Genomic DNA, 22,575 nt, shown 5'->3' on the forward strand with positions numbered 1-22,575 from the left:
GCTCATTGTCTTTTTTATTCGAAAAAGACTTAAAATCTTAAACGTTGACGTTTGGTTGTTTAGTTTTCAAGGTTCAATGTCTTCTTAGTGAAGTGTGTGTCGTTTTTTGGCGACTCAGTTATCTTATCATCTTTTCAAGTATGATGTCAACAACTTTTTTCACTTTATTTTTTGTCGCTGCCGTTTGTTATTGCGGCAACGAATAATAATATATCACGGCTTTTACATTGTGACAATAGTTTTTTATCAAAAAGATAAAATTAATTTCAAGATCGTCTCAAGAGGTAAAATTGTCGAATCCCGAATCAAATCTATTCAGAAGAAAAACCGCTGCGAAAAGCAGCGGTTCAACTCGTTAATCTCTGTGACGCATCAGCGGGAATAGCAGTACGTCTCTAATTGAAGGAGAGTTCGTCAGCAGCATCACCAGACGGTCGATCCCGATACCGAGTCCGCCCGTTGGTGGCATACCATACTCAAGCGCCTCAATGAAGTCATCGTCCATTTCGTGCGCTTCATCGTTACCTTCTGCTTTTTCTTTCATCTGCGCTTCAAAACGTTCGCGCTGATCAATTGGATCGTTCAACTCTGTGAAGGCATTAGCATGTTCACGGCCAACGATGAAGAGTTCAAAACGGTCAGTAAAGCGCTCATCCTCTGGATTTTTCTTCGCAAGAGGTGAGATTTCAACTGGGTGACCAAAAATGAATGTAGGCTGAATTAGTGTTTCTTCTACCTTTTGCTCGAAGAATTCATTCACGATATGACCATACTCCATGTTATCTTTTACGTCGATTCCATGTTCTTTAGCCAGCGCGTGTGCTTCTTCATTGGTCATTTCCTGCCAGAAATCCACACCTGTTTCTTTTTTAATTGCATCTACCATATGGAGACGTGTCCACTTTGGTGTAAGGTCAACTTCGAAATCTCCATAAGGAACGACAGTTGTACCGAGTACTTCCTGCGCGATATGGGCAACCATGTTTTCAGTCAGATCCATAATGTCGTTGTAGTCTGCGTACGCTTCATACAGCTCGATCATTGTGAACTCAGGGTTGTGACGCGTTGAGATTCCTTCGTTACGGAATACGCGGCCGATTTCATATACTTTTTCAAGGCCACCGACAATCAGACGCTTCAGGTGAAGCTCGATTGCGATACGCATGTAAAGTTCCATATCCAGTGCATTATGGTGTGTAATGAACGGACGTGCAGCCGCTCCACCTGCAATCGAGTGCAGCATTGGCGTTTCTACTTCAAGGTAGCCGTTGCTATCAAGGTAGCGTCTCATTGACTGGATGATTTTACTGCGGGCGATAAATGTGTTCTTGCTGTCTTCACTTGTGATCAGGTCAAGGTAACGCTGACGGTAGCGCTGCTCAACATCTTTTAAGCCGTGGAACTTCTCAGGCAGCGGGCGAAGTGACTTTGATAAAAGCTCAAAGCTTGTTGCTTTAATTGAAAGCTCGCCTACTTTTGTGCGGAAGATTGTTCCGTTTACCCCTACGATATCTCCAAGATCTGCAGTGTTGAATAGCTCATATGCTTCTTCTCCTACAGCGTCTTTACGTACATAAAGCTGGATTTGCCCCTGAAGGTCCTGGATATGCGCAAAGCCTGCCTTACCTTTACCACGCTTTGTCATGATACGTCCTGCAACCGTTACCTCATGTGTTGTTTCGTCCAGGTCTTCTTTAGAAAGCTCACCAAATTGTGATTTGATTTCTTCTGAAGCATGTGTACGGTCGAAGCGTTTACCGAACGGATCGTTACCCTGTTCACGTATTGCTTCCATTTTTTCGCGTCTGACGCGGAACTGGTCATTCAATTCTTCCTGACTCATGTTCGTCACTCCTTTTCGATCATTTATCTATGATTCAAATAATATCTCTGTTCTTTTTGAATACCTGTCTATTTTACACAATATCAATCGTGCGTACACCCCTAAAGGCTTTTTTCCTACGTGGATGCCCTCTCCTTCTCCATAAAAAAACTGCCTATTGTAAACGGCAGTTTTATCTTAGAGCGCTAAAAAGTTCTCTTTGCGCTGATAGATAGTTTCTTTCCATAGTCGAACGCCCTCACTACCGGTTTGCTGCAGCAGCTCACTGACTGTACTTCCCGTCGGAAGGTGTACAGCTTCAGGGGCGATTTCGTTCAGCGGAACAAGAACGAAGCTGCGTTCGTGCATATACGGATGCGGAACGGTGAGCCTTTCTGATTGTATATTGTCTGTATTGTATAGCAAAATGTCAAGGTCTATAATGCGTGGTCCCCAGTGAACCTTCCGCTCACGGCCGAGAGACTGTTCGATCTGCTGTGTTTCATTCAGCAGATTTTCGGCGGCAAGCTTTGTCTTTACTGCTACAGCGATATTTAAAAACACCTGCTGATCAGTATAACCGACCGGATCTGTTTCATAAACGGAAGACACGCTTGTCACTTCTATAGAAGGAACATCATCAAGCAGCTTCACCGCTTCCTGAAGATTTTCTTTCGACTTGCCAATATTTGAACCAAGGGACAGATAGGCTGTATGCATTCAGCTTCTGCTCCGGGTCAGTTCAATGGCAACTGAGTTATAGTGACCCGGAATTGGGGGATCAGGCTTTACCACTTCAATCGTGACACGGTCGAGCAGGTCAAATTCACTTAGCATGCGCGAAGCGATTCTGTCAGCAACTGCTTCAACCAGCTTGTAAGGTGTACCCTCTACGATTTCCTTACATACATTGTAGACGTCTGCGTAGTTGATGGAATCCTCCACGTTGTCTGACTCAGCTGATTTTGACAGGTCCAGCTCAAGGACTGCATTGACGCGGAATCGCTGGCCAAGCTTTGTTTCTTCAGTAAATACACCATGGTAACCGTAAAACTCCATTTCATTCACTTTAATTTTATCCATTTCACTCACCCTTTCCGATTAGCACATCCATTACACGGGTCATACGGACAATTTCTTTTACATCATGAACACGAACGATCTGGCAGCCCTTTTGTACACCGTAGCATACGGTCGCACCGGTTCCTTCAGTGCGCTCTTCTGAAGGCAGATCCAGAATATTTCCGATCATCGACTTACGTGAAGTCCCAAGTAGTACCGGGTAGCCCATTGAAACAATACGGTCGACTTCTCTTGTCGCTTCTATATTCTGCTCAAATGATTTGGCAAAACCGACACCCGGATCTAAAATAATCTGCTCATCTGTTACACCAGCTGACTTTGCAATCGCAATACTTTCTTCAAGGTCACGCACGACATCTGTCATGAAATGCTCATAGTCACGCTTTTCCCGATTATGCATTAATATAATCGGCACGTTGTGTTTTGCAGCCACTTCAGCGATTGCAGGGTCATATTTTGCACCCCAGATGTCATTGATCATATGCGCGCCTGCTTTTACAGCCGCTTCAGCTGTCTTTGCTTTAAATGTATCAATCGAAATGGGCAGATCCACTTCGCGGCGCACTGCTTCAATGACAGGCACGACCCGCTCGATCTCTTCTTCAACTGATACCGGCGTATAACCAGGTCTCGTCGACTCCCCGCCAATATCAATGATGTCAGCGCCGTCTTCAGCCATTTGCTTTGCATGCGCAACAGCTGCATCTACCGTGTTGAATTGCCCGCCGTCTGAAAACGAATCAGGCGTTGCATTTAAAATCCCCATGACATATGTTTTTTTCGTAAAATCCAGCGTATACGCTCCCGCCTTCATTGTTTCACCTCATTTAACTGACTCCAGCTCAAGCTTTGTCTTTTTTTGATACTCAGATATTAATTTACTATAAACGGGTCCATCTGCAGAAAAGCGTTCCCCTTCAAACTCCGTAATTGGCACAATTTCCTGAATAGAATTTGATAAAAACCACTCACTGGCATCTTTTGCTTCTTCCGGTGTAAAGCGTCCTTCTTTGACCGGTATACCTTCAGCCCGCGCAAGTGCAAGCACCATTTTTCTCGTGATGCCTCCAAGCATACCGGTTGAAAGGTCAGGCGTGTAGAGTGTTTCACCTTTTACCCAATAGACATTAGACGCGAGCCCTTCTGAGATCACGCCGTCTTCAGACAGAAAGATCCCCTCTGTTTTCGGATCTGCCACTTCTTTTCTTGCAGCAAGGTTATTAAAATAATGATGCGATTTCAGCCTGATTTCCGTTTCAGGTGTATTCCTGCGAAGCTTCAGCCACTGTGCGTGACGTTCAGCAGGCGGTGGTGAGAGCGGTTTTTGAAGCAGCATGACCGCTGGTTCAGTGTAGGGGGATGGATCAAGTCCGATTCCCCTTACACCGGCAGACACATTTAGACGGAAGTAGCCGTCTTTGCCGCCGTTTGCCTCCCTCAGCTGTGTGACCATCTGCTTGAGATCAGCTAAGCTCAATTCTGACTCAATCCCCATTTCACCCATCGCAAACTGTAGTCTTTCCAAGTGATCCGCAATTAAAAACGGAGATCCATTGTACGTACGGAACGTCTCAAATGCACCCATTCCGTATAAAAAGCCGTGATCAAAAGGCGATATACGTGCGTCTGCTTCCTCTATGATCTCTCCATTTAACCAGAGTTTCATACGCTTTCTGCCTCGCGTACGCGGTAGGCATCAAGGAAGTTTTGAAGCAGCCTTTTCCCCTGGTCCGTCATAATGGATTCCGGGTGGAACTGCACCCCTTCAACTGCAAGCGTCTGGTGGCGGATGCCCATGATTTCACCCTGATCTGTCCAGGAAGTAATCAACAGCTCATCCGGCAGCGTATGCTTTTCAACGATCAGTGAATGGTAGCGGGTTGCAGTGAACGGCATTGGCAGGTCTTTATAGACGCCTTTTCCGTCATGGTACATGTCAGATGTCTTTCCATGCATCAGACGCGTGGCGCGAACGACATTTCCGCCGAATACCTGTGCAATCGACTGGTGACCGAGGCATACGCCGAAAATCGGTATCTCCCCTGCAAATGTACGGATCGCTTCAAGGCTGATTCCTGCTTCATCCGGACTGCATGGTCCCGGTGAAATCATCAGAAAATCAGGATTCAGCTGTCTGATTTCTTCAATCGTGATTTCATCATTCCGTTTTACAACAAGCTCTTCTCCAAGCTCACCTAAAAACTGAACGAGGTTATAAGTAAATGAATCATAATTATCAATCATTAAAATCACTGCGATGTCACTCCTTCCGCCTGATCCTTTGCCTGCCAGAGAGCGCGTGCTTTTTTAAGCGATTCTTTATACTCCCTTTTCGGAATGGAGTCGATTACTACACCGGCCCCTGCCTGTACGTGTGCCTGTCCATCTTTTACAAGCATGGTACGGATCACGATATTTAATTCAAGATCGCCGTTAAAGCCGATCCAGCCGATTGATCCTGTATAAAGCCCTCTTCTTACCGGCTCAAGCTCTTCTATGATTTCCATCGTACGGACTTTCGGCGCCCCAGTGATCGTTCCTCCCGGGAATACCGCTCTGATCACATCCGCTTCATCATACTGCTCATCGAGTGTACCGCGGACATTTGAGACGATATGCATCACGTGTGAATACTTTTCAATCACCATGAATTCGTTGACTTCCACACTACCGTACTGACTCACTCTTCCTAGATCATTGCGTTCAAGGTCCACAAGCATCACATGTTCAGCACGTTCTTTTTCGTTATGAATTAACTCATTTGCAAGCGACTGATCTTCTTCAGGTGTTTTTCCGCGTGAGCGCGTGCCTGCAATGGGTCTTGTGCTCAGCTCTGTTCCAGCTTTTTTCACTAAAAGCTCAGGAGAAGCAGAAGCGATCTGCATATCCGGTAAATGCAGGTAAGACATATACGGTGACGGATTCAGCTTTCGCACTTCCTCATAAACGTCTGATGCCTCTACTGCAAGCGGCTTGGATTGACGGACAGAAAGGTTCACCTGGAATACATCTCCCTGCGCAATATACTGCCGAATCGCTTCAGCCGCCACGCAAAATGACGCTTCTTCCATTGAAACAGTCATCTCATCAGATGTTTCTCGTGGCGCAGTTCGCTCAGGCGCAACAGATGTTTCAGCTGATTTCCACTGACGCACTAAATGTTCAAGCTTTTCATCCGCAGGCTCCGCGTAATGGTGCAGCACCATAAAATAAAGCGTACCAGTCTCATGATCAAAGACCATCCACTCGTCAAAAATTAAAAAGCATACATCCGGCAATCCAAGATCATCCTCTGCGGATTCCGGCAATTTTTCAATCGAACGCACGTAATCATAGCTGATATAACCAATCGCACCCCCCTGAAAATCAGGAAGCTCTGCAATTGGCTCCATGCGATAAGGAGACATCCACTCAAGCAGACTTTTCAGCACATCTCCTTCGAACGTTTTCTCCTCACCATTTTCAAAAACGGAAAGCTGATCCTCCTTCCCGCTCGCCCAGGCAAACGACTTCACTCCCGCAATACTGTAACGGCCACCCCTGCCACTTTCTAAAAACAGGTGACGCTCCTCATGCGCAGCCATCTTCTGCGCTGTATAATAAAATGTATCTATCGTTGTTTTTGTTGTTTGGTAAGTAATTGTATATGAACTCAAGAAGTTTCACTCCCGATAAGCAGACTATGCATCAATCATACACGAAACAATTCATCAGGTGGTACAGGGACATCTGAGAAAAAATTGACGTTTTCGCATAATTTCCATATACTTTATTCATTAAAGCGGCTCCTTTCAGCAGGCTCTTTTCTGCAGGAGGAGCTTTTGTATGTAAACGACGAACGTCCCTTGCAAACTGTGATTATACTTACAGAAAGCAGAATTACACAGGAGGCACAATATGATTCAAAAGAATGTACCTTTAAAAGATTATACGTATACAAAAATCGGCGGGAATGCAGACTACCTTGCGATTCCTGAGTCAATTGAAGAATTGACGAAAGCCGTTACCTTTGCGAAAAAAAATAACCTCCCATGGATGGTACTTGGCAACGGATCCAACGTATTGATCCAGGACGGCGGCATTGAAGGGCTTGTTATTTTAACAACGTCACTGACGAATATGACGATAGACCATGAGCAAATCACCGTCCAGGCAGGTGCGCCAATTATTGATGTATCAAGAGCTGCACATGACCACTCACTAAGCGGACTGGAATTCGCATGCGGAATTCCTGGCAGTGTCGGCGGCGCGATCTATATGAATGCCGGCGCATACGGCGGTGAGATCAAGGATGTATGCACACACGTCACAGTGCTTACCCCGGAAGGCGATGTGGAGAGACTGCCTGCTGAAAAGATGGCATTCGACTACCGCACAAGCGCGATTCCTGATAACAACTGGATCGCCCTTGAAGCTGAGTTCATTCTTGAAAAAGGAGAACAGCACGTGATCAAAGCAAAAATGGATGAGCTCACGTATCTGCGCGAATCCAAACAGCCGCTGGAATACCCTTCATGCGGTAGCGTCTTCAAACGGCCACCCGGTCACTTTGCAGGAAAGCTGATTCAGGATTCCAACCTGCAAGGCGTACAGATCGGCGGCGCTCAGGTTTCACTGAAGCATGCAGGATTTATCGTCAATAAGGGCGATGCGACTGCGAAAGATTACCTGAACCTTGTGAAGCACGTACAGAAGACAGTAAAAGAGAAGTTTGGTGTGGTTTTGGAGAAAGAAGTCCGTGTGATTGGCCGGGCTTAAATTTGGAGCCGGAATTTGTCCTTTGGGATGGGTTCCGGTTTTTGTTTGTTTTTGAGAGTGGCCTGCAGGATCGGAGGATAGCGCTACCCAGAGGGAAAGAGTCGGGCGGCAGGCGAAAGAGACATAGGTCAAAAGATACTATGTGGTGAACATTGCATGATAAACGTCGAACACCACTGATTTTCCGTCGAACCTTCAAGTATATTTGCCGAACACGACCAGTTATATCGCGAACATCACCGTTTTTCCCTCGAACCACACCACGCAACACCCCGCCAAAAATCCCAAACAAAAAAGCAGCCTCCGCTAAGAGACTGCCCTCAATATTAATCTTCAAACTGATAAAGCGGTGTGCTCAGGTAGCGTTCGCCGTTACTTGGAATGACAGCTAACACTTTTTTACCTTTACCCATTTTCTTGGCCACTTCAAGTGCTGCGTAAATCGCTGCGCCTGATGAAATACCGCCGAGAATGCCTTCTTCTCTCGCCGCTCTCCGTGCCGTTTCAAATGACTGGTCGTTTGTGACCTGAATCACTTCATCATAAATTTTTGTATCGAGAATATCAGGGACAAACCCTGCACCAATCCCCTGAATTTTGTGAGGACCAGGATTTCCGCCTGATAAAATCGGTGAATCCGCAGGTTCTACCGCATAGACTTTCACGTCTTTATAATGCTCCTTCAGCACCTGACCTGCACCGGTAATTGTTCCACCGGTACCGATACCTGATACGAAAGCATCCAACTGTTCCATCTGTTCAACAATTTCTTTACCCGTTGTGCGTCGGTGAATTTCAGGGTTTGCTTCATTTTTGAACTGCTGAGGCATAAAGTATCCTTTTTCCGCTGCAAGTTCTTCTGCTTTTTTAATCGCACCTTTCATTCCGTCCGGACCAGGTGTCAATACAAGCTCAGCACCATATGCACGCAGCAGATTTCTTCTTTCCATACTCATTGTTTCAGGCATCACAAGGACTGAACGGTAACCTTTTGCTGCAGCAATCATCGCAAGACCGATTCCCGTGTTCCCACTGGTCGGCTCAATAATCGTGTCGCCTTCTTTCAGGTTACCATCGCGCTCTGCCGCTTCAATCATTGAAAGGGCAATACGATCCTTCACACTGCTTCCAGGATTCATATACTCAAGCTTCAGATAAACCTCTGCTGAGTTTTCATCTGTCAGGCGATTTAATTTAACAATCGGTGTCTGACCGACTAATTCAGAAATATTATTTGCAATGCGTACCATTTTACTCACTCCTAATCCCTAGTAATGTGATCGGTTTTACATACTGCAAATGTAACAATATAAGTTCAAAATTTCAACTATTTTGATTATTCAACAGGGCCGTAAAACCAGTCGATTGAATATTCATCCCAGAAAGATTCAGCCGTTACTGGTGTACTCATCCGCTCAAGCGCCAGCTGACGTTCAATTTTACCGCGGACCTCTTCAAATTCAAAGTTCACGCCGGGTACCTGCTCATGTACATAGACAATTGTCAGACCATCTGCAGTCTGAACAGCATCAGAGTATTCGCCAGGCAATACACTTTCTGCCGCATCTAAAATTGCAGCGTCCACTGTCTCCGTATTTTCCGGTATAAACCCGAGCTGACCTCCCTGACTCGCAGTAACAGGGTCAATCGAGCGTTCCCTTGCGACCGCTTCAAATGAAGATCCATCACTCAGCTCTTCAAGCGCTTTTTCAGCGTCTTCCTGTGTAGGCACAACAATTTGAGAAAGCCTATACATCGCAGGAACCGAATAGAGTGACTCATTTTCCTCATAGTATGTACGAAGGTCTTCTTCTGATAACTCAGCTTCAGTCGTGATTAATTTTTCTAAAATCAATTCTGTTTTTAATTCCTGTTTCAGCACATCTTCATTTGGAAGTGAAGCCTGATCATAGACATTCAGTACAGAACGCAGCATCGATAATTCCTGGTCGAGCTCTTCTTCTGACACTTCTACATCATACTTCTCTGCTGACTGCTCCATCACTGACTGATTAATCAGCTGCTGAAGCACTTCTTTTCCGTGGCGGACTTCAATGGCATGAAGCCATTCCTGACGCGTGACTTCCTGATCACCGACCTGAGCCACCACCTCTGCCTCTGCAGTTGGTGGTGCTCCGTCTTTTGTGATCCAGCCAATTAAAAAGATCAGATTCGTCACCATCAGAAAACCAATGATATATAAAAGCGGCTTAGCTTTAAGTCGTCTTTTACGAACCTCTGTCATCTCTTAGTTCGCCTCTTCTAAAAACGCTTCTAATTCTTCTTTCGTGTAATGATACTTTTCACGGCAGAAGTGGCACTCTGCTTCCGCTTTGCCATCTTCCTCGATCATGTCACGAATTTCTTCTTTACCAAGTCCGACAATCGCATTGCCAAAGCGTTCTTTTGAACAGTTACATTCAAATGCAACCGGCATTGAGTCCAGTACACGTACATTACCTTCACCAAGTACTGTATTCAGTACCTCTTCGGGTGAAAGACCGTCCTGAATCATTTTTGATACAGGCGGAATCGTGCCAAGACGCTTTTCAATTTTTTCAATCGTTTCCTCATCAGCTCCCGGCATTAATTGAATAATAAAACCGCCGGCTGCAAGGATTGAATTGTCAGGGTTAACAAGTACCCCAACGCCAACTGATGATGGTACCTGTTCTGATGAAGCGAAATAATAAGTGAAATCTTCACCAAGTTCACCTGATACAAGCGGCACCTGTCCTGTGAAGTTGTCACGCATGCCAAGGTCTTTCACGATTGTGAGTGTTCCTTCATCACCTACAACACCGCGCACATCCAGCTTACCCTGTTGATTCAATTCTTTGTGGGTCTGAGGGTTTGTTACATACCCTCTTACTTCACCCTTTGCATTACTATCGACTAAAATCATACCGAGCGGGCCATTTCCTTCAACTTTAACAGTTAATTTACTGTCCCCCTTCAGCATTGCACCCATCATGACACCTGCAGTCATTGCTCTGCCGAGTGCAGCAGAAGCAGTTGGCCATGTGTAGTGACGGTCCTGGGCTTCCTGCACAGCAGCCGTTGTATTTACAGCATATGCGCGTACCTGATCATTATAAGCAAGTGCGCGGATCATATAATCTTTCATGTTAAAATCTCCTTTCATTCAGCATTGCGCTTATATATTAACTGAAGTCCTTTTAATGTTAAAAACGGATCAACAACATCTATAATATCTGATTCCTTGGCAATAAGTGAAGCAAGACCGCCTGTGGCAATCACCGTAACCGGTTCATTTGCTTCTTTTTTCATACGAGAGACAATGCCTTCAACCTGTCCGACATATCCGTAAACAATACCAGCCTGCATCGCAGAAACCGTACTTTTTCCGACCACTGTCTCAGGACGTGCAATTTCAATTCTTGGAAGCTTCGCTGCTTTTGAATACAGCGCTTCAGTTGAAATGCCGATCCCCGGCGCAATGACGCCTCCCATATACTGACGGTCCTTATTAATATAGCAATAAGTCGTCGCCGTTCCGAAATCAACGATAATCAGCGATCCGCCGTGTTCTTTAATACCGGCAACCGCATTAACGATTCTATCCGCCCCGACTTCTTTCGGGTTATCGTATTTTATATTCAAACCTGTCTTCATACCCGGACCTACAACAAGCGGTTTCAGATGAAAATACTTCTGGCTCATCCGCTCAAGCGGGAACATGACAGGCGGTACAACAGATGAAATGATGATACCATCAAAATCTGAAAATGCCAGTCCGACATGCTCAAACAAGTTTTTAACAAGCATCCCATACTCATCTTCAGTTTTATGACGATTCGTCTCAACCCGCCAATGATAACGAAGCTCTTCTCCCTCATAAACCCCTAATACTGTATTGGTATTCCCAACATCTAATACAAACAACATCCTTATTCACCACGCCTTATTAGAATACACACTGATGGTATTTTACCATATTTAGAAAAGCGGAGGGCGCTTGTTCAGCTCCGACAGACATAAGACGCGGAGCGGAGGGTTACGATCAGAATGTGATCCGAAATCATCCATATGCGATCAGAAATTTTTCACATCTGATCTAAAATCCGCGTATGTGATCCGAAAAATCTTCCTCCAGAGTCAAATCTGATCTGAATTTTTCCGGATGTGACCTTAATTTCCCGGGAAATGACCCGAAATTCAATGAATGTGACCTCAAATCCATCCGCCCCTGCACCTAAATGCGCAAAGCCCTCCAAACCAACTCAGCTTACCTGCTCAATCCGTCAAAAAATCCGCGGCCCCGTTTACGCGGAACCGCGGATTTAAGCATCTGCTAGCGCAAATGATTATTCTTTATTACGACGATCCTCTTCAGAAGATGATTCTTCCTTAGATTCTTTCAGAAGATCCTCTGAAGATTTTTCTTCTTCAGCATTGATCTCTTTATCCGTCGTTACAGTCGTTTCATCTGAATCAATTTCTTTTGACTCTTCTGTGATATCTTTGCGGTTATTGTCATCGTCATGACCGTAGTCACGCTCTGGCAATTTACCGTGATCCACAAGGTGTCTGATCTGCTCAGCATCAAGTGTTTCAATATCAAGAAGTGTTTCAGCTACAAGCTCAAGCTTTTCACGGTTCTCAGTAAGAATCGTTTTCGCACGCTCATAACATTCTTTAATAATGCGCTGAATCTCTGTATCAATATCATATGCGATCTGATCAGAGTAGTTCTGCTCACTGTTAAAGTCACGACCAAGGAATACCTGACCCTGTGCCTGGCCGAACTGAAGCGGTCCAAGTTTATCACTCATACCAAATTCAGTTACCATACGGCGGGCAATGCCTGTCGCACGCTGGAAGTCATTGTGGGCACCAGTTGATACTTCTCCGAAGATAATATCCTCTGCCACACGACCGCCAAGGAGACCTGTAATTTTATCGAGTAATTCAGGCTTCGTCATAAAGTAACGATCCTCTTTTGGCAGCATGACAGCATAACCGCCAGCCTGACCCCGTGGAACAATGGTTACTTTATGAACCATATCAGCTTCATCGAGTACAACACCGATAATTGTGTGACCTGCTTCGTGGAAAGCAACGATTTTTCTCTCTTTTTGAGAGATCACGCGGCTCTTCTTCGCAGGACCCGCAATCACGCGGTCTGTTGCTTCATCGATATCGCCCATATCAATTTTCTTCTTATCACGACGCGCAGCGACAAGTGCAGCTTCATTCAGCAGGTTTTCAAGGTCTGCCCCTGAGAAACCAGGTGTACGTTGTGCGATCGCTTTAAGATCGATATTCTCAGCAAGTGGTTTGTTTCTTGCATGAACCTTCAGTACAGCTTCACGGCCTGTTACATCAGGACGGTCTACTGTAATCTGACGGTCAAAACGTCCTGGACGCAGTAATGCCGGATCCAGAATGTCAGGTCTGTTTGTTGCAGCAATCATGATGATTCCTTCGTTTCCTGCGAAACCATCCATTTCAACAAGCAGCTGGTTCAATGTCTGTTCACGCTCATCGTGTCCACCGCCAAGACCGGCGCCACGCTGACGTCCAACCGCATCAATCTCATCAATGAAGATGATACATGGTGCGTTTTTCTTTGCATTTTCGAACAAGTCACGTACACGGGATGCCCCGACACCAACAAACATCTCTACGAAGTCTGAACCGGAAATCGAGAAGAACGGCACGCCTGCTTCACCTGCTGCCGCACGTGCAAGCAATGTCTTACCGGTACCCGGAGGTCCAACAAGGAGAATCCCTTTTGGAATACGTGCACCAACGTCTGTAAATTTACGGGGATCCTTCAGGAAGTCAACAACTTCAACAAGTTCCTGCTTCTCTTCGTCTGCCCCTGCAACGTCCTTAAAGCGGACTTTCTTCTTTTCTTCCGTATAAAGCTTCGCCTTACTCTTACCGAAGTTCATGACACGGCCTCCGCCGCCGCCCTGAGCCTGATTAAGTAAGAAGAAGAATAGAATGAAGATGATCACAAAAGGAATAATCGTTGTCAGGAATGTAACCCAGCCGCTTGTTTCAGGGGCTTTCAGGACATTCACTTCTGTATTATTCGCTTGTGCTACCTCATCTATTGTTTCAAGTGCTGAACTTTCAAAAGGAATGTTAGTAAGGAAGTACTCGGCTTCTTCATAGCCTTCAAGCTGTCCTCGTACGTTATAGACGCTTCTGTCAGGCTGAATCTCAATCTCCGTTACTTCACCACTATCAAGCGCATTTAAAAATTCACCATATGTGAGTTCCTCATTTGGCTGGTTCCCATTGTTAAATAGGCCAATAATACCAATGATGACGAGGAAAATAATCAAATAAAATATCGTATTTCGAAATATACGGTTCATCCCTTACCTCCTCCCACGGTCAAGAAAACTAATATCAATACTATCATAGTAAAATAAAGCGTGACAACCAATAAGCCTGCTCAGTGTATGCGCTCGCTTACACTCTATTTTACTCAGAATCTGTATAAATTTCAGGCTTCAGTACACCGATGTATGGGAGGTTTCGATAACGTTCCGCATAGTCAAGTCCATATCCTACAACAAACTCATCCGGTACAATGAATCCAACATAATCTGCTTTAATGTCTGCTTTACGGCCTGTTGGCTTATCAAGCAGTGTGACGATCTTAATTGACTTTGCTTTACGGTACTTGAAGAGATCCACTAGATAGCTCAGCGTCAGTCCGCTGTCGATAATATCTTCAAGAATCAGAATGTCACGACCCTCAACCTTTGTGTTCAGGTCCTTAACAATCTTTACTTCACCTGAAGAAACAGTTGAATTACCATAGCTTGACACATCCATGAAATCCATCTCAAGATGAACGTCCATGCGTTTCAGCAAGTCAGCCATAAATGGCATTGCGCCTTTTAATACGCCGATTGCAAGCGGAAATTTATCCTGATACTCCGCTGTTAAGTCAGCACCAAGCTCTTTAATTTTTTCCTGAAGCTGTTCCTCGGTATACAATACTTTCTCGATGTCTTTATTTAGCACGAACAATGTCCTCCTAGAAGATCCTAATAGTAAATTAACGTATATGCAGCAGACTTTCCATCAGACGGCGCTTTACGCAGCCCCGGAATCCAAAGTACCTTTCCATCAGCAGCCGTCACAATCGGATGATCGTCCCGCTGCTTAAGAGGTACTTTCTTTTCTATAAAGACATCTTTTATCTTCTTTGACCCTTTGCCATCAGGCAGCCGTATCTTATCACCTTCCCTGCGGTTTCTCACCGTCAGCGGCATGAATGACTCAGATACATAATAAAGGTCCAGGTACGGCTTATCCGGCACGACTTTACCAGCCCGCACATCAAGCAGGTGTCCATCGGGAAGTTTAACCAGCTGCTCCTTATCTATTGAATAAGTATAGCCGGAAGAATGGGTTTCACGCTGAAAATGAAAATAACCGTCTTCATAAGAGCGGGTTACAGTCAATGATTCAGGCAGGTGAAGATCCCCGGACGGATGTGCTTGTTTCAGCAGGTCCAGTATCGCACGCGTATGCGCAGAAGATAATGATGTGGGTACTTTTGCATACAGATAATTTAATATTAGATGAATCACTCTTCTTTGTAAAGGAAGACCATAAGTCCGTAATTTTCCTATCGACAAATGAAACCGATCACTTGTTTTTGTGATACAGACATCCCTGAGCGCTTTCTCTGCTTCCTGTTCAAGCCACGCATTATCCTCACCAAGCTCCTCAGAAAAGCGTTCGAAGGCTTCATGAAGAAGCGGGTTTTCTTTTTTTAACAAAGGAATCACGTGTCTTCTCAGTCTGTTTCTTGTATATGCGTCGCTTTCATTCGTCGGATCTCTTCTTGGCTCAAGACCCTCTCGTTCACAATATTGTTCGATTTCACTTTTCGTTACTGATAAAAACGGGCGGACCATCTTCCCCTCTCCAAATGACCGCACCGGCTGAATGCCTGCTGCGCCTCGTATAGAAGTACCGCGCATCAGCCTGAATAAAATGGTCTCCACCTGATCATCTGCGTGCTGACCGATCATGATGACTGCAGCACCCGTTTCTGTCATCAGCTTTTCAAAATATGCATAGCGGACTTTTCTCGCCGCTTCCTGAACCCCTTCTCCAGTCTGCTCCATCCGACCTTTTACGTCAGCCTGCAGAAAGTGAAAAGGGATCTGGTGAAGTTGACAATACGCTTTTACATACGCCGCATCTTCAGCCGAACTCTCTCTCAGCCCGTGATCCATATGCACAGCCTCCACCTTTAAGCCATGCATCCTCTCATTGAAAAAATGAAGCAGCGCCAGTGAATCAGGCCCCCCCGAAACCCCAATCAGCACTTTATCTCCTTTAGAAACCATATCGTGTTTTTCGCAATACGCCCTCACCTTTAAACGAAAGTCACTCATGCTCATACCCTTTCCTGATCCATTCTTTTCTAATAGTATACAGGAAGATGGAAAGGGTCATGCAAATACTTAACCTGCATTTCTCCTTAAAGGAATGGCTGCCCACTTAGGCACCTGATGATCAATTTTCACAGCGATCACTGTCATATCATCATTGATAGACCCTCCTGCCGCGCGAACTGCCGCTTCTACAAGCAGATCTGCTGCCTCCTGGGGATCGGTTGTCACAAGTTCTGAGATCTGGCGCCTCATCCATCGCTCAGGATTTTCAATCGAACGCAGGCCGTCGATCAGTCCGTCACTCAGCATAAACAGCATGTCTCCTGATTTTAATTGATGCTCTAATACATCCATCTCCATTTCATGAAAAAATCCGAGCGGCAGGTTCGCAGCTTCAATCATCTGTATCTGTTTTCCCCGCTTCACATAGCTCGGTACTGCCCCCACCTTCAAGAACCTCGCCCTGGCATGCTGCAGATCAATCATCGCCAGGTCCACTGTTGAATACATATCACTCGTTCTCTTTGCGGTTAAAATCGAATTAACCGACTTAATTGCAAGCTCTTCTTCTATGCCAGCCTTTAGCATTTCCTCTAAAAGCCCGATCGTTTCTTCGCTTTCTTCACGCGCTTTTTCACCATTGCCCATCCCGTCACAAATGGCAGCTGCAAACTTTCCTTCATGAATGGGAATGGCAGCACAGCTATCCCCTGAGACAAGTCCGCCTGCATAGGCAGCGTGCGCAATGCCGGATGTAATCTGAAAAGCTTTAGCTGATCTGAAAGTAGCCGCTGTACCATAATACGGTGGCGGCAGATCCCCTTTTTGGTGCACAATGACGGTTTCCTGCAAGATAGAAGACAGCATCGGCGCAATCAGCTTGTCGCACTCACCATGCTTTTCCTGAAACGGGAGCAGTACATCCAAATCCACCCTGCCTGACTCCAGACAGTGAATATCAATCTGATCTGCACGCACACCATACGCCTCCAGTTCCTGCAAAATCCTTTCTTCCTGCTCACCATTTTCCCGTGTCTCCCGCTGCAGCTCACTGGCAAATTCACTCATCACATCAGCAAGGCCAGAAAGCTGCCTTGCTACAAATCGGTTCCCTTCTTTCATATGCTGCTGCATCAGCTGATTCACTGCTTTCTCCTGATGATAACGGTCGAACTCTTTTTCCATCAGCGCAGACTTCACACAGTACGATTTCCACCCGGGCTCAGGCTCCCCGCGCTCAGCAAGCACACTCATCCACTCGTATGTACGTTCAAAATGCTCAGACCAGCAGTTATCTTTCCTAAAGCACTGATCACACGTATATTGTGCAACACTTCCAATCATTTCATCAGCAGCACCGGGGTTTTCTGCAACAGGCTCTATATCTGAAAAACTGTCAGACAGCTTTTTAAACATCGCTGAAAAGTGCTCGACTTTTTCAGCCGTCACATCCCGTACGCTTTTTGCATAAAGCTGCTGCTCTTCTGCATATTCCTCTGAACCCGGGATATGACGTGCAAGCCCGCGGATCCAGCGTTGAGGTGTAATAAAAAGAAACAGCGCAGCAACGCCTGACTCATATAATGAAAATTCAAGGCGCAAAGTATTTTCCATCATTAAGCCGGTCAGCATCGTTGCAAGCATTAAGCCAATCACAACCCCAACACGACCGCCAGACTTTAATAAGCCGCCCAAAAGACCGGCAACCGCAAGCAGCGCTACTTCCGGAATAAATGCAAAAGAAGCCAGACAGAATAATAATCCGATGACAACTCCGGCTGTAGATCCGACGAGCGCCCCTGCAGACAATGCAGCTGCAAGCACAACGTAGCGCGCTGCAATATGGCTGACAACAAGGTCCCCTGCTACGAGACCGGTCAGACCAAGCGCAATAGAAGCGGCCAGTACAGAAAGCGCCACGAGCTCTTCGTGTGAATAAGCACTTCTCCTTCCCTTTGTCAGAACGAGAAAGCTCTGCAGAAAGATCAGGAGCAACACGCCCGTCATCGCCGCTTCCGCAAAAATATAGAAACCACTCATCCAGTCAAGCGGCTGACTGGCCCAGACATAGCCGGTCTTCACTACCATCGTTGTAACAGTTGCAAGCCCAGCTGCAACAAACTGGTTACCGCTATACTTTCTTAATAGACCGAAACCGATATAGTACATAAGCAAAATCGTTGCCGTATACAAAGCCGGTATCAACCCAAGCGCAGCTGCCCCTGCAGTTAATCCGGCAAATGTCTGTGGCGCTTTCTGACGCTGCATGATCATCACCGCAGCAAAGAATGGCAGCGCAAAAGGCGTAAACTGCAGCATGACAACTGCACGACCGAGCATGACCCCTGCTAACAGATGAAAGGCACCTTTTTCATAGAGCCATTTCATCACATTAATTTTCCTGGCTTCCTTTTTACGTGTTCTCTTCAGTGATAGAGCGTTTGTTAGTTCGAAGTTTGCTTCATGCACATTTGCCATCCTGCAGGTCCACTCCTTCATTTTCTTATTGCGCCTATTATAAAAAGAACAGAACAGAGGAGTTTGTCAAAAAACGTTTTGTCCGGCAAAAAACGTTCGACGGATTCCTGCTTGAATGGACTGTTAGAAATTTTTAAAAAGATATTGACACTTATTGACGCGCTATGTATTATATAACTTGTGCTTCATTAATGGCGGCGTAGCTCAGCTGGCTAGAGCGTACGGTTCATACCCGTGAGGTCGGGGGTTCGATCCCCTCTGCCGCCACCATACGAGGCCCGTTGGTCAAGTGGTTAAGACACCGCCCTTTCACGGCGGTAACACGGGTTCGAATCCCGTACGGGTCATACCGAAAGGCGGAAGCAAGCGGTTAGCTCCGACAAGCATAAGACGCAATGAGAGAAATGGGCGCACTTCCCCATTTTCTCATTGTGGCTTATGACTCGAGGAGCTGCCTGCTGAAGCTAGACAATATAGAAAAGTGGAAGGCGCTCGTTCAGCTCCGAAAGGCATAAGCCGCGGAGTGAGAAACGGGCGCCTTTTCCCGTTTTCACTGCGCGGCTTATGACCCGAGGAGCTAGCGCCTGGAACTGGACAAAGAAAGGCGGAAGCAGGCGGTTAGCTCCGACAGACTCAGGTCTGGGAGCTGGACGGGCGTTTTTTAGTATGCAGCGACCACATAAAAAAGTGTTGGAATAAACAATCGACATGATTGAATAATAAAATTGGTGATCGAAATAATCCTTAAGATCATCGAATTAATCATAGCACAGCGAATTTTCATAGTAGGTGAGGGAATAAACACTAAAGCTGATGCAATCATTTCAAAAGATCATCGAATTAACCTGAAAGGTGACACTAATAACCCTCTAGTCTCATACTCAGCCATCCAGCTAAATTCTACCTGCCATTTCCATACACACCCCCCTCCCCAAAACAAAAAAACAGCACGGAGCCATCCCCCGTACTGTCTACACACTTTAACTCAACCGCTTATAATCATCTTCCATCTTTATCCCCTGACGCAAATCCAGCTCGAGCCGCAATTTTTCCGTCTCAAGCATATAATTCTCGTGCTTTAGCTTCTCTAGCTCCAACTGCTTATCGATAATCTCATGCTTTGAGCGCGTCTGCTTGCGAAAGTGAGTCGTTAAAATCGCTGTCAGTGGAATCGAAAACACCATGACAACAGCAACCAGTCCTGTAATATCCATCAGCTATATCACTCCTTTATTTAATTGATCTGTTCCATATGATGACGGTCATGTCCTGAAAATCCTGTAATATATCCCACTATTGTCATTGCATGTTCACCGATTGAAAATGACGCATGCAACTTGTCCTTATCCATTGTACGAACCGTCTCCATTAATAGTTCCCGTTCATTTCTCGCTTCATCAATAATGTCGTTTTGGCTGAGTCCACTATCCGCTTTTTTCCACGCCTCTTCATTAAACTTTTGAAAGTCAGGAAACCTTTCAAGGCTAATTCCTTCTTTGATCTGCGGAATCCGGTCATCAAGTGTGTAGTGATCCCATGCTGCCATATGCATAACGATTGCTGCCGGAGACCACTTTCCTTCTGAAATGGGTTGAAAAAAAGCCTTGCTGTCCACCCTTCTCAGATCTTCAAGCCATGAAAAGTACTCTTGATTATGTTCATTCAGCCATTCATCAATTGTCATGTTTAATCCTCCTAAATGATCTTATTGAAGACATTTCGACACATGATGAAGGATTCCTCTTTTTTACACCAGAAAATCAAAAAGATGAGAGTGCTTCGCCAAGCGCCCTCATCTTTTCACTCCTCAATTGAAACACAAAAAAACGGCGTGCGTGCACGCCGGTTATCTATCGTATGATCACTGTAATTGATGCCTTCTATAAAAAATACTTTCGGCAGCTATTAACCTTTTTTCGCTCCGCGTCCACCGCGTTTTGATTCTGTGTGACGCTTAAGAGAAGTCAGACGGTCTTCACTATCCTTAAGGAAACGAGCCATCTTTTGTTCAAAAGATTCTCCGCGTGGCGGTCCGCCAGCATTTCCTCCACGGCCTCCACCGCGCTGATCGTTTCCACGATTTGGTCGAGGGCGACTTTGACTTTGACTCTGCTGAGGCTGATCCTTCGCTTTACGGATTGATAAGCCAATCTTGCCATCGCTTTCTACGTTCAGGACTTTCACTTCAACTTCGTCCCCAACTGTCAGATGGTCATTGATGTCCTTGACATAATTATCCGCAACTTCACTGATGTGTACTAGCCCTGTTGAACCGCCCGGCAATTCAACGAACGCCCCGAAATTAGTGATCCCAGTCACTTTACCCTTTACTTTGCTGCCTACTTCGATTGACATAAAAAAAATGATCCTCCTTAGAATAAATAAAAAATAGACCTTACTTCCCATTATAGCCAAACAGAAAAAAGAGTGTCAACATCGTGACACTCAATCTGCTGTTTTTATTTTATCATATTCATTACTCTGCAGGATCGTTCTGCTCTTTTTTAGCAGCCGGCTGATCCTCCGGAATGGTGAAAATGATTTCTCCGCTCTCTGAGAGGAAATAATCTCTTCGTGCAAGCTTGGCTATGTACTCATCGTCATTGAGCTTGACAATTTCATTGCGCAGATTGTCTTCCTGCTTTTCTAAATCGACAATTTTCTGCTCAAGCTGTGCTTTTTCAGTTTGTTTGTCTTCCAATACGCTGGCCTGCGTCACCATTGAGGAAATGAGCACGCCGCTGACTACGGCTGCCATGACAAAAAAAGCAGTCAGACGCCTGGCGAGTCTTTTTCTGTGTGACTGACGATGATGTTCCTTTTTTTCATGTGCTGCTGTGTATTGGTTTTCAAGTGATGTCACGCGTGGCTTTCCCATAAACAGCTGCCTACCTCCTTCTGTTCAAGTAGTGATTGCAAGATCCCTTTGATTATCCCCTATTATATAACAGTTTAAGCCATATTTTTATCTTTTTCGCAACAATAGACGATTTTTTTTGAAGAAACTGTGAAATAGGGTAAAAAGGCCTAAAGATGAATGCTAAAATTCGCCACATTGCAGTCAACAGCAGCATAACAGCAGTCAGTATCCACTTAATAGGCAGAAAAAGAATCGTGAGGAATGTGATCATCAGCCAGGAAAGCCAGTTACATACGCGGAGGGTAAAACGCCTTGCAAGTTTCCAGTACAGCATAAATCCCGTTAAAAGAGCAACGAACATATAAAACCGCAGCTCGGCTCCATTTAACTGAAATAACAGTAAAAAGACAAGCAGTGCCTGTCCAAGCCAGAAAAGCAAATCGGGGAAAAAGCGCCAGAGCCCATTCTTTCCCCTGGTGATAAAACGTTCGTAAAACGTGAGATTAAATCCAATCAATACCCCTGCAGCCATCATGCTGAGAAAAATCCGGAGCTGCTCTTCGACAATCATTTAAACAGTTTTCCGAGCAGCCCTTTTGAGGATTCCTTGGCTGTACTGTCCAGGTAGAGAATATCATCGACCTTACCTTTCAGGGAAACGACACCTCTCTCCAGGTCCAGGTTCACAAGTTTCAGGCCGCCTCCTTTAATTGAAAGCATACCTTCCACTGTTTCTATCAAAAACTCATCCTGATCAAAACTTTCAAGCTGTTTGACGCCAGTTACAGACAGCTCGAGCCGTCCAATCATACGTACCTCGTGCTCCTGGCGTTTTTGTTCGATTGGCATGTCTTCACCCCACATCAGAATTGAAACCTTAGCTCATTTTATGCCGGGTGAAGATTGATTATTCGTTCACACGCTCTTCTTTTTTAATTGTATACATCGTGCCGGCTTCTTCTTTTTTAGTCGTTTCCATCAGCCGGTCAACGGACAGCGTCACAATACGCTGGCCAAAGCGGATTACAAGCTCATCTCCTTCTTTTACTGTTGCACTTGCTTTAGCTGTGTTGCCGTTAATCTGAATACGGCCCTGATCAGCTACTTCTTTTGCAAGTGTTCTCCGTTTAATCAAGCGGGACACCTTTAAAAATTTATCTAAACGCATATGATCG

General features: G+C 45.4%; 22 protein-coding genes, 2 tRNA genes and 1 pseudogene. 3 read left to right on the forward strand and 22 right to left on the reverse strand.

Translation table 11 applies throughout. The features are described from left to right. Positions 1–355: 355 nt before the first annotated feature. The 7 genes from lysS to ACH6CZ_RS15835 form a co-directional block, all read right to left on the reverse strand. Complete coding sequence (gene lysS, locus ACH6CZ_RS15805) at positions 356–1,843, reverse strand: lysine--tRNA ligase (protein WP_374098410.1); 1,488 nt, start codon at positions 1,841–1,843, stop codon at positions 356–358. Positions 1,844–2,020: 177 nt separating this feature from the next. After that, complete coding sequence (folK, locus tag ACH6CZ_RS15810; protein WP_374098411.1) at positions 2,021–2,542, reverse strand: 2-amino-4-hydroxy-6-hydroxymethyldihydropteridine diphosphokinase; 522 nt, start codon at positions 2,540–2,542, stop codon at positions 2,021–2,023. After that, positions 2,543–2,905, reverse strand: coding sequence for a dihydroneopterin aldolase (folB, locus tag ACH6CZ_RS15815; protein ID WP_374098412.1), 363 nt, complete (start codon positions 2,903–2,905; stop codon positions 2,543–2,545). Position 2,906: 1 nt separating this feature from the next. After that, the gene (gene folP / locus ACH6CZ_RS15820) at positions 2,907–3,719 is read right to left on the reverse strand and encodes a dihydropteroate synthase (RefSeq protein WP_374098413.1); all 813 of its coding nucleotides are present in this window, start codon (positions 3,717–3,719) and stop codon (positions 2,907–2,909) included. A 9-nt stretch (positions 3,720–3,728) separates the two neighbouring features. Further along, a complete protein-coding gene (gene pabC, locus ACH6CZ_RS15825) occupies positions 3,729–4,571 on the reverse strand; it encodes an aminodeoxychorismate lyase (RefSeq protein ID WP_374098414.1) in 843 nt (280 codons plus the stop codon). Further along, the gene (pabA, locus tag ACH6CZ_RS15830) at positions 4,568–5,158 is read right to left on the reverse strand and encodes an aminodeoxychorismate/anthranilate synthase component II (protein ID WP_374098415.1); all 591 of its coding nucleotides are present in this window, start codon (positions 5,156–5,158) and stop codon (positions 4,568–4,570) included. The genes pabC and pabA overlap by 4 nt, the downstream gene beginning before the upstream one ends. Continuing rightward, positions 5,155–6,561 (reverse strand): anthranilate synthase component I family protein, encoded by a 1,407-nt coding sequence (locus tag ACH6CZ_RS15835; RefSeq protein ID WP_374098416.1) that lies wholly within the window; start codon positions 6,559–6,561, stop codon positions 5,155–5,157. The genes pabA and ACH6CZ_RS15835 overlap by 4 nt, the downstream gene beginning before the upstream one ends. Before the next feature lie 202 nt (positions 6,562–6,763). Between ACH6CZ_RS15835 and murB the strand changes: the two are divergent. Beyond that, positions 6,764–7,663: pseudogene (gene murB / locus ACH6CZ_RS15840) on the forward strand (UDP-N-acetylmuramate dehydrogenase); the annotation flags it as partial. 326 nt (positions 7,664–7,989) lie between these two features. Here the strand turns inward: murB and cysK are convergent. The 8 genes from cysK to spoIIE all read right to left on the reverse strand — a co-directional run bounded on the left by cysK (position 7,990) and on the right by spoIIE (position 18,540). After that, positions 7,990–8,913: a cysteine synthase A gene (cysK, locus tag ACH6CZ_RS15845; protein WP_374098417.1), complete on the reverse strand. Its 924-nt coding sequence runs from the start codon at positions 8,911–8,913 to the stop codon at positions 7,990–7,992. A gap of 86 nt (positions 8,914–8,999) precedes the next feature. After that, a complete protein-coding gene (locus ACH6CZ_RS15850; RefSeq protein WP_374098418.1) occupies positions 9,000–9,908 on the reverse strand; it encodes a peptidyl-prolyl cis-trans isomerase in 909 nt (302 codons plus the stop codon). A gap of 3 nt (positions 9,909–9,911) precedes the next feature. Continuing rightward, positions 9,912–10,790: an Hsp33 family molecular chaperone HslO gene (hslO, locus tag ACH6CZ_RS15855; RefSeq protein WP_374098419.1), complete on the reverse strand. Its 879-nt coding sequence runs from the start codon at positions 10,788–10,790 to the stop codon at positions 9,912–9,914. Between the two features lie 14 nt (positions 10,791–10,804). Further along, positions 10,805–11,572, reverse strand: coding sequence for a type III pantothenate kinase (locus tag ACH6CZ_RS15860; protein ID WP_374098420.1), 768 nt, complete (start codon positions 11,570–11,572; stop codon positions 10,805–10,807). Positions 11,573–11,991: 419 nt separating this feature from the next. Then, positions 11,992–14,016, reverse strand: a complete 2,025-nt coding sequence (ftsH, locus tag ACH6CZ_RS15865; protein ID WP_374098421.1) for an ATP-dependent zinc metalloprotease FtsH — start codon at positions 14,014–14,016, stop codon at positions 11,992–11,994. A 109-nt stretch (positions 14,017–14,125) separates the two neighbouring features. Then, positions 14,126–14,674, reverse strand: a complete 549-nt coding sequence (hpt, locus tag ACH6CZ_RS15870; RefSeq protein WP_374098422.1) for a hypoxanthine phosphoribosyltransferase — start codon at positions 14,672–14,674, stop codon at positions 14,126–14,128. 23 nt (positions 14,675–14,697) lie between these two features. Next, complete coding sequence (gene tilS, locus ACH6CZ_RS15875; RefSeq protein ID WP_374098423.1) at positions 14,698–16,062, reverse strand: tRNA lysidine(34) synthetase TilS; 1,365 nt, start codon at positions 16,060–16,062, stop codon at positions 14,698–14,700. A 69-nt stretch (positions 16,063–16,131) separates the two neighbouring features. Beyond that, entirely contained in the window at positions 16,132–18,540 is a 2,409-nt protein-coding gene (gene spoIIE, locus ACH6CZ_RS15880; RefSeq protein WP_374098424.1) for a stage II sporulation protein E, read from the reverse strand. Positions 18,541–18,733: 193 nt separating this feature from the next. Here spoIIE and ACH6CZ_RS15885 point away from each other — a divergent pair. Both ACH6CZ_RS15885 and ACH6CZ_RS15890 read left to right on the forward strand, forming a co-directional pair. Then, positions 18,734–18,810, forward strand: a tRNA-Met gene (locus ACH6CZ_RS15885). Between the two features lie 5 nt (positions 18,811–18,815). Beyond that, a tRNA-Glu gene (locus ACH6CZ_RS15890) sits at positions 18,816–18,887 on the forward strand. Positions 18,888–19,520: 633 nt separating this feature from the next. On the opposite strand, the gene ACH6CZ_RS15895 is transcribed toward ACH6CZ_RS15890, so the two are convergent. The 7 genes from ACH6CZ_RS15895 to ACH6CZ_RS15925 form a co-directional block, all read right to left on the reverse strand. Then, positions 19,521–19,748 (reverse strand): hypothetical protein, encoded by a 228-nt coding sequence (locus ACH6CZ_RS15895; RefSeq protein ID WP_374098461.1) that lies wholly within the window; start codon positions 19,746–19,748, stop codon positions 19,521–19,523. Positions 19,749–19,774: 26 nt separating this feature from the next. After that, complete coding sequence (locus ACH6CZ_RS15900) at positions 19,775–20,224, reverse strand: DinB family protein (RefSeq protein ID WP_374098425.1); 450 nt, start codon at positions 20,222–20,224, stop codon at positions 19,775–19,777. A 221-nt stretch (positions 20,225–20,445) separates the two neighbouring features. Then, positions 20,446–20,895 (reverse strand): S1 domain-containing RNA-binding protein, encoded by a 450-nt coding sequence (locus ACH6CZ_RS15905; RefSeq protein WP_322422728.1) that lies wholly within the window; start codon positions 20,893–20,895, stop codon positions 20,446–20,448. A gap of 121 nt (positions 20,896–21,016) precedes the next feature. After that, entirely contained in the window at positions 21,017–21,418 is a 402-nt protein-coding gene (locus ACH6CZ_RS15910; RefSeq protein WP_374098426.1) for an FtsB family cell division protein, read from the reverse strand. A gap of 52 nt (positions 21,419–21,470) precedes the next feature. Next, positions 21,471–21,971, reverse strand: coding sequence for a spore cortex biosynthesis protein YabQ (gene yabQ / locus ACH6CZ_RS15915; RefSeq protein WP_374098427.1), 501 nt, complete (start codon positions 21,969–21,971; stop codon positions 21,471–21,473). Continuing rightward, a complete protein-coding gene (gene yabP, locus ACH6CZ_RS15920; protein WP_374098428.1) occupies positions 21,968–22,249 on the reverse strand; it encodes a sporulation protein YabP in 282 nt (93 codons plus the stop codon). The genes yabQ and yabP overlap by 4 nt, the downstream gene beginning before the upstream one ends. 58 nt (positions 22,250–22,307) lie before the next feature. Next, a complete protein-coding gene (locus tag ACH6CZ_RS15925) occupies positions 22,308–22,568 on the reverse strand; it encodes an RNA-binding S4 domain-containing protein (RefSeq protein WP_041120784.1) in 261 nt (86 codons plus the stop codon). Between the last annotated feature and the right edge of the window lie 7 nt (positions 22,569–22,575).

It is taken from the genome of Jeotgalibacillus sp. JSM ZJ347 (assembly GCF_044383825.1).
Taxonomy (GTDB): domain Bacteria; phylum Bacillota; class Bacilli; order Bacillales; family Jeotgalibacillaceae; genus Jeotgalibacillus.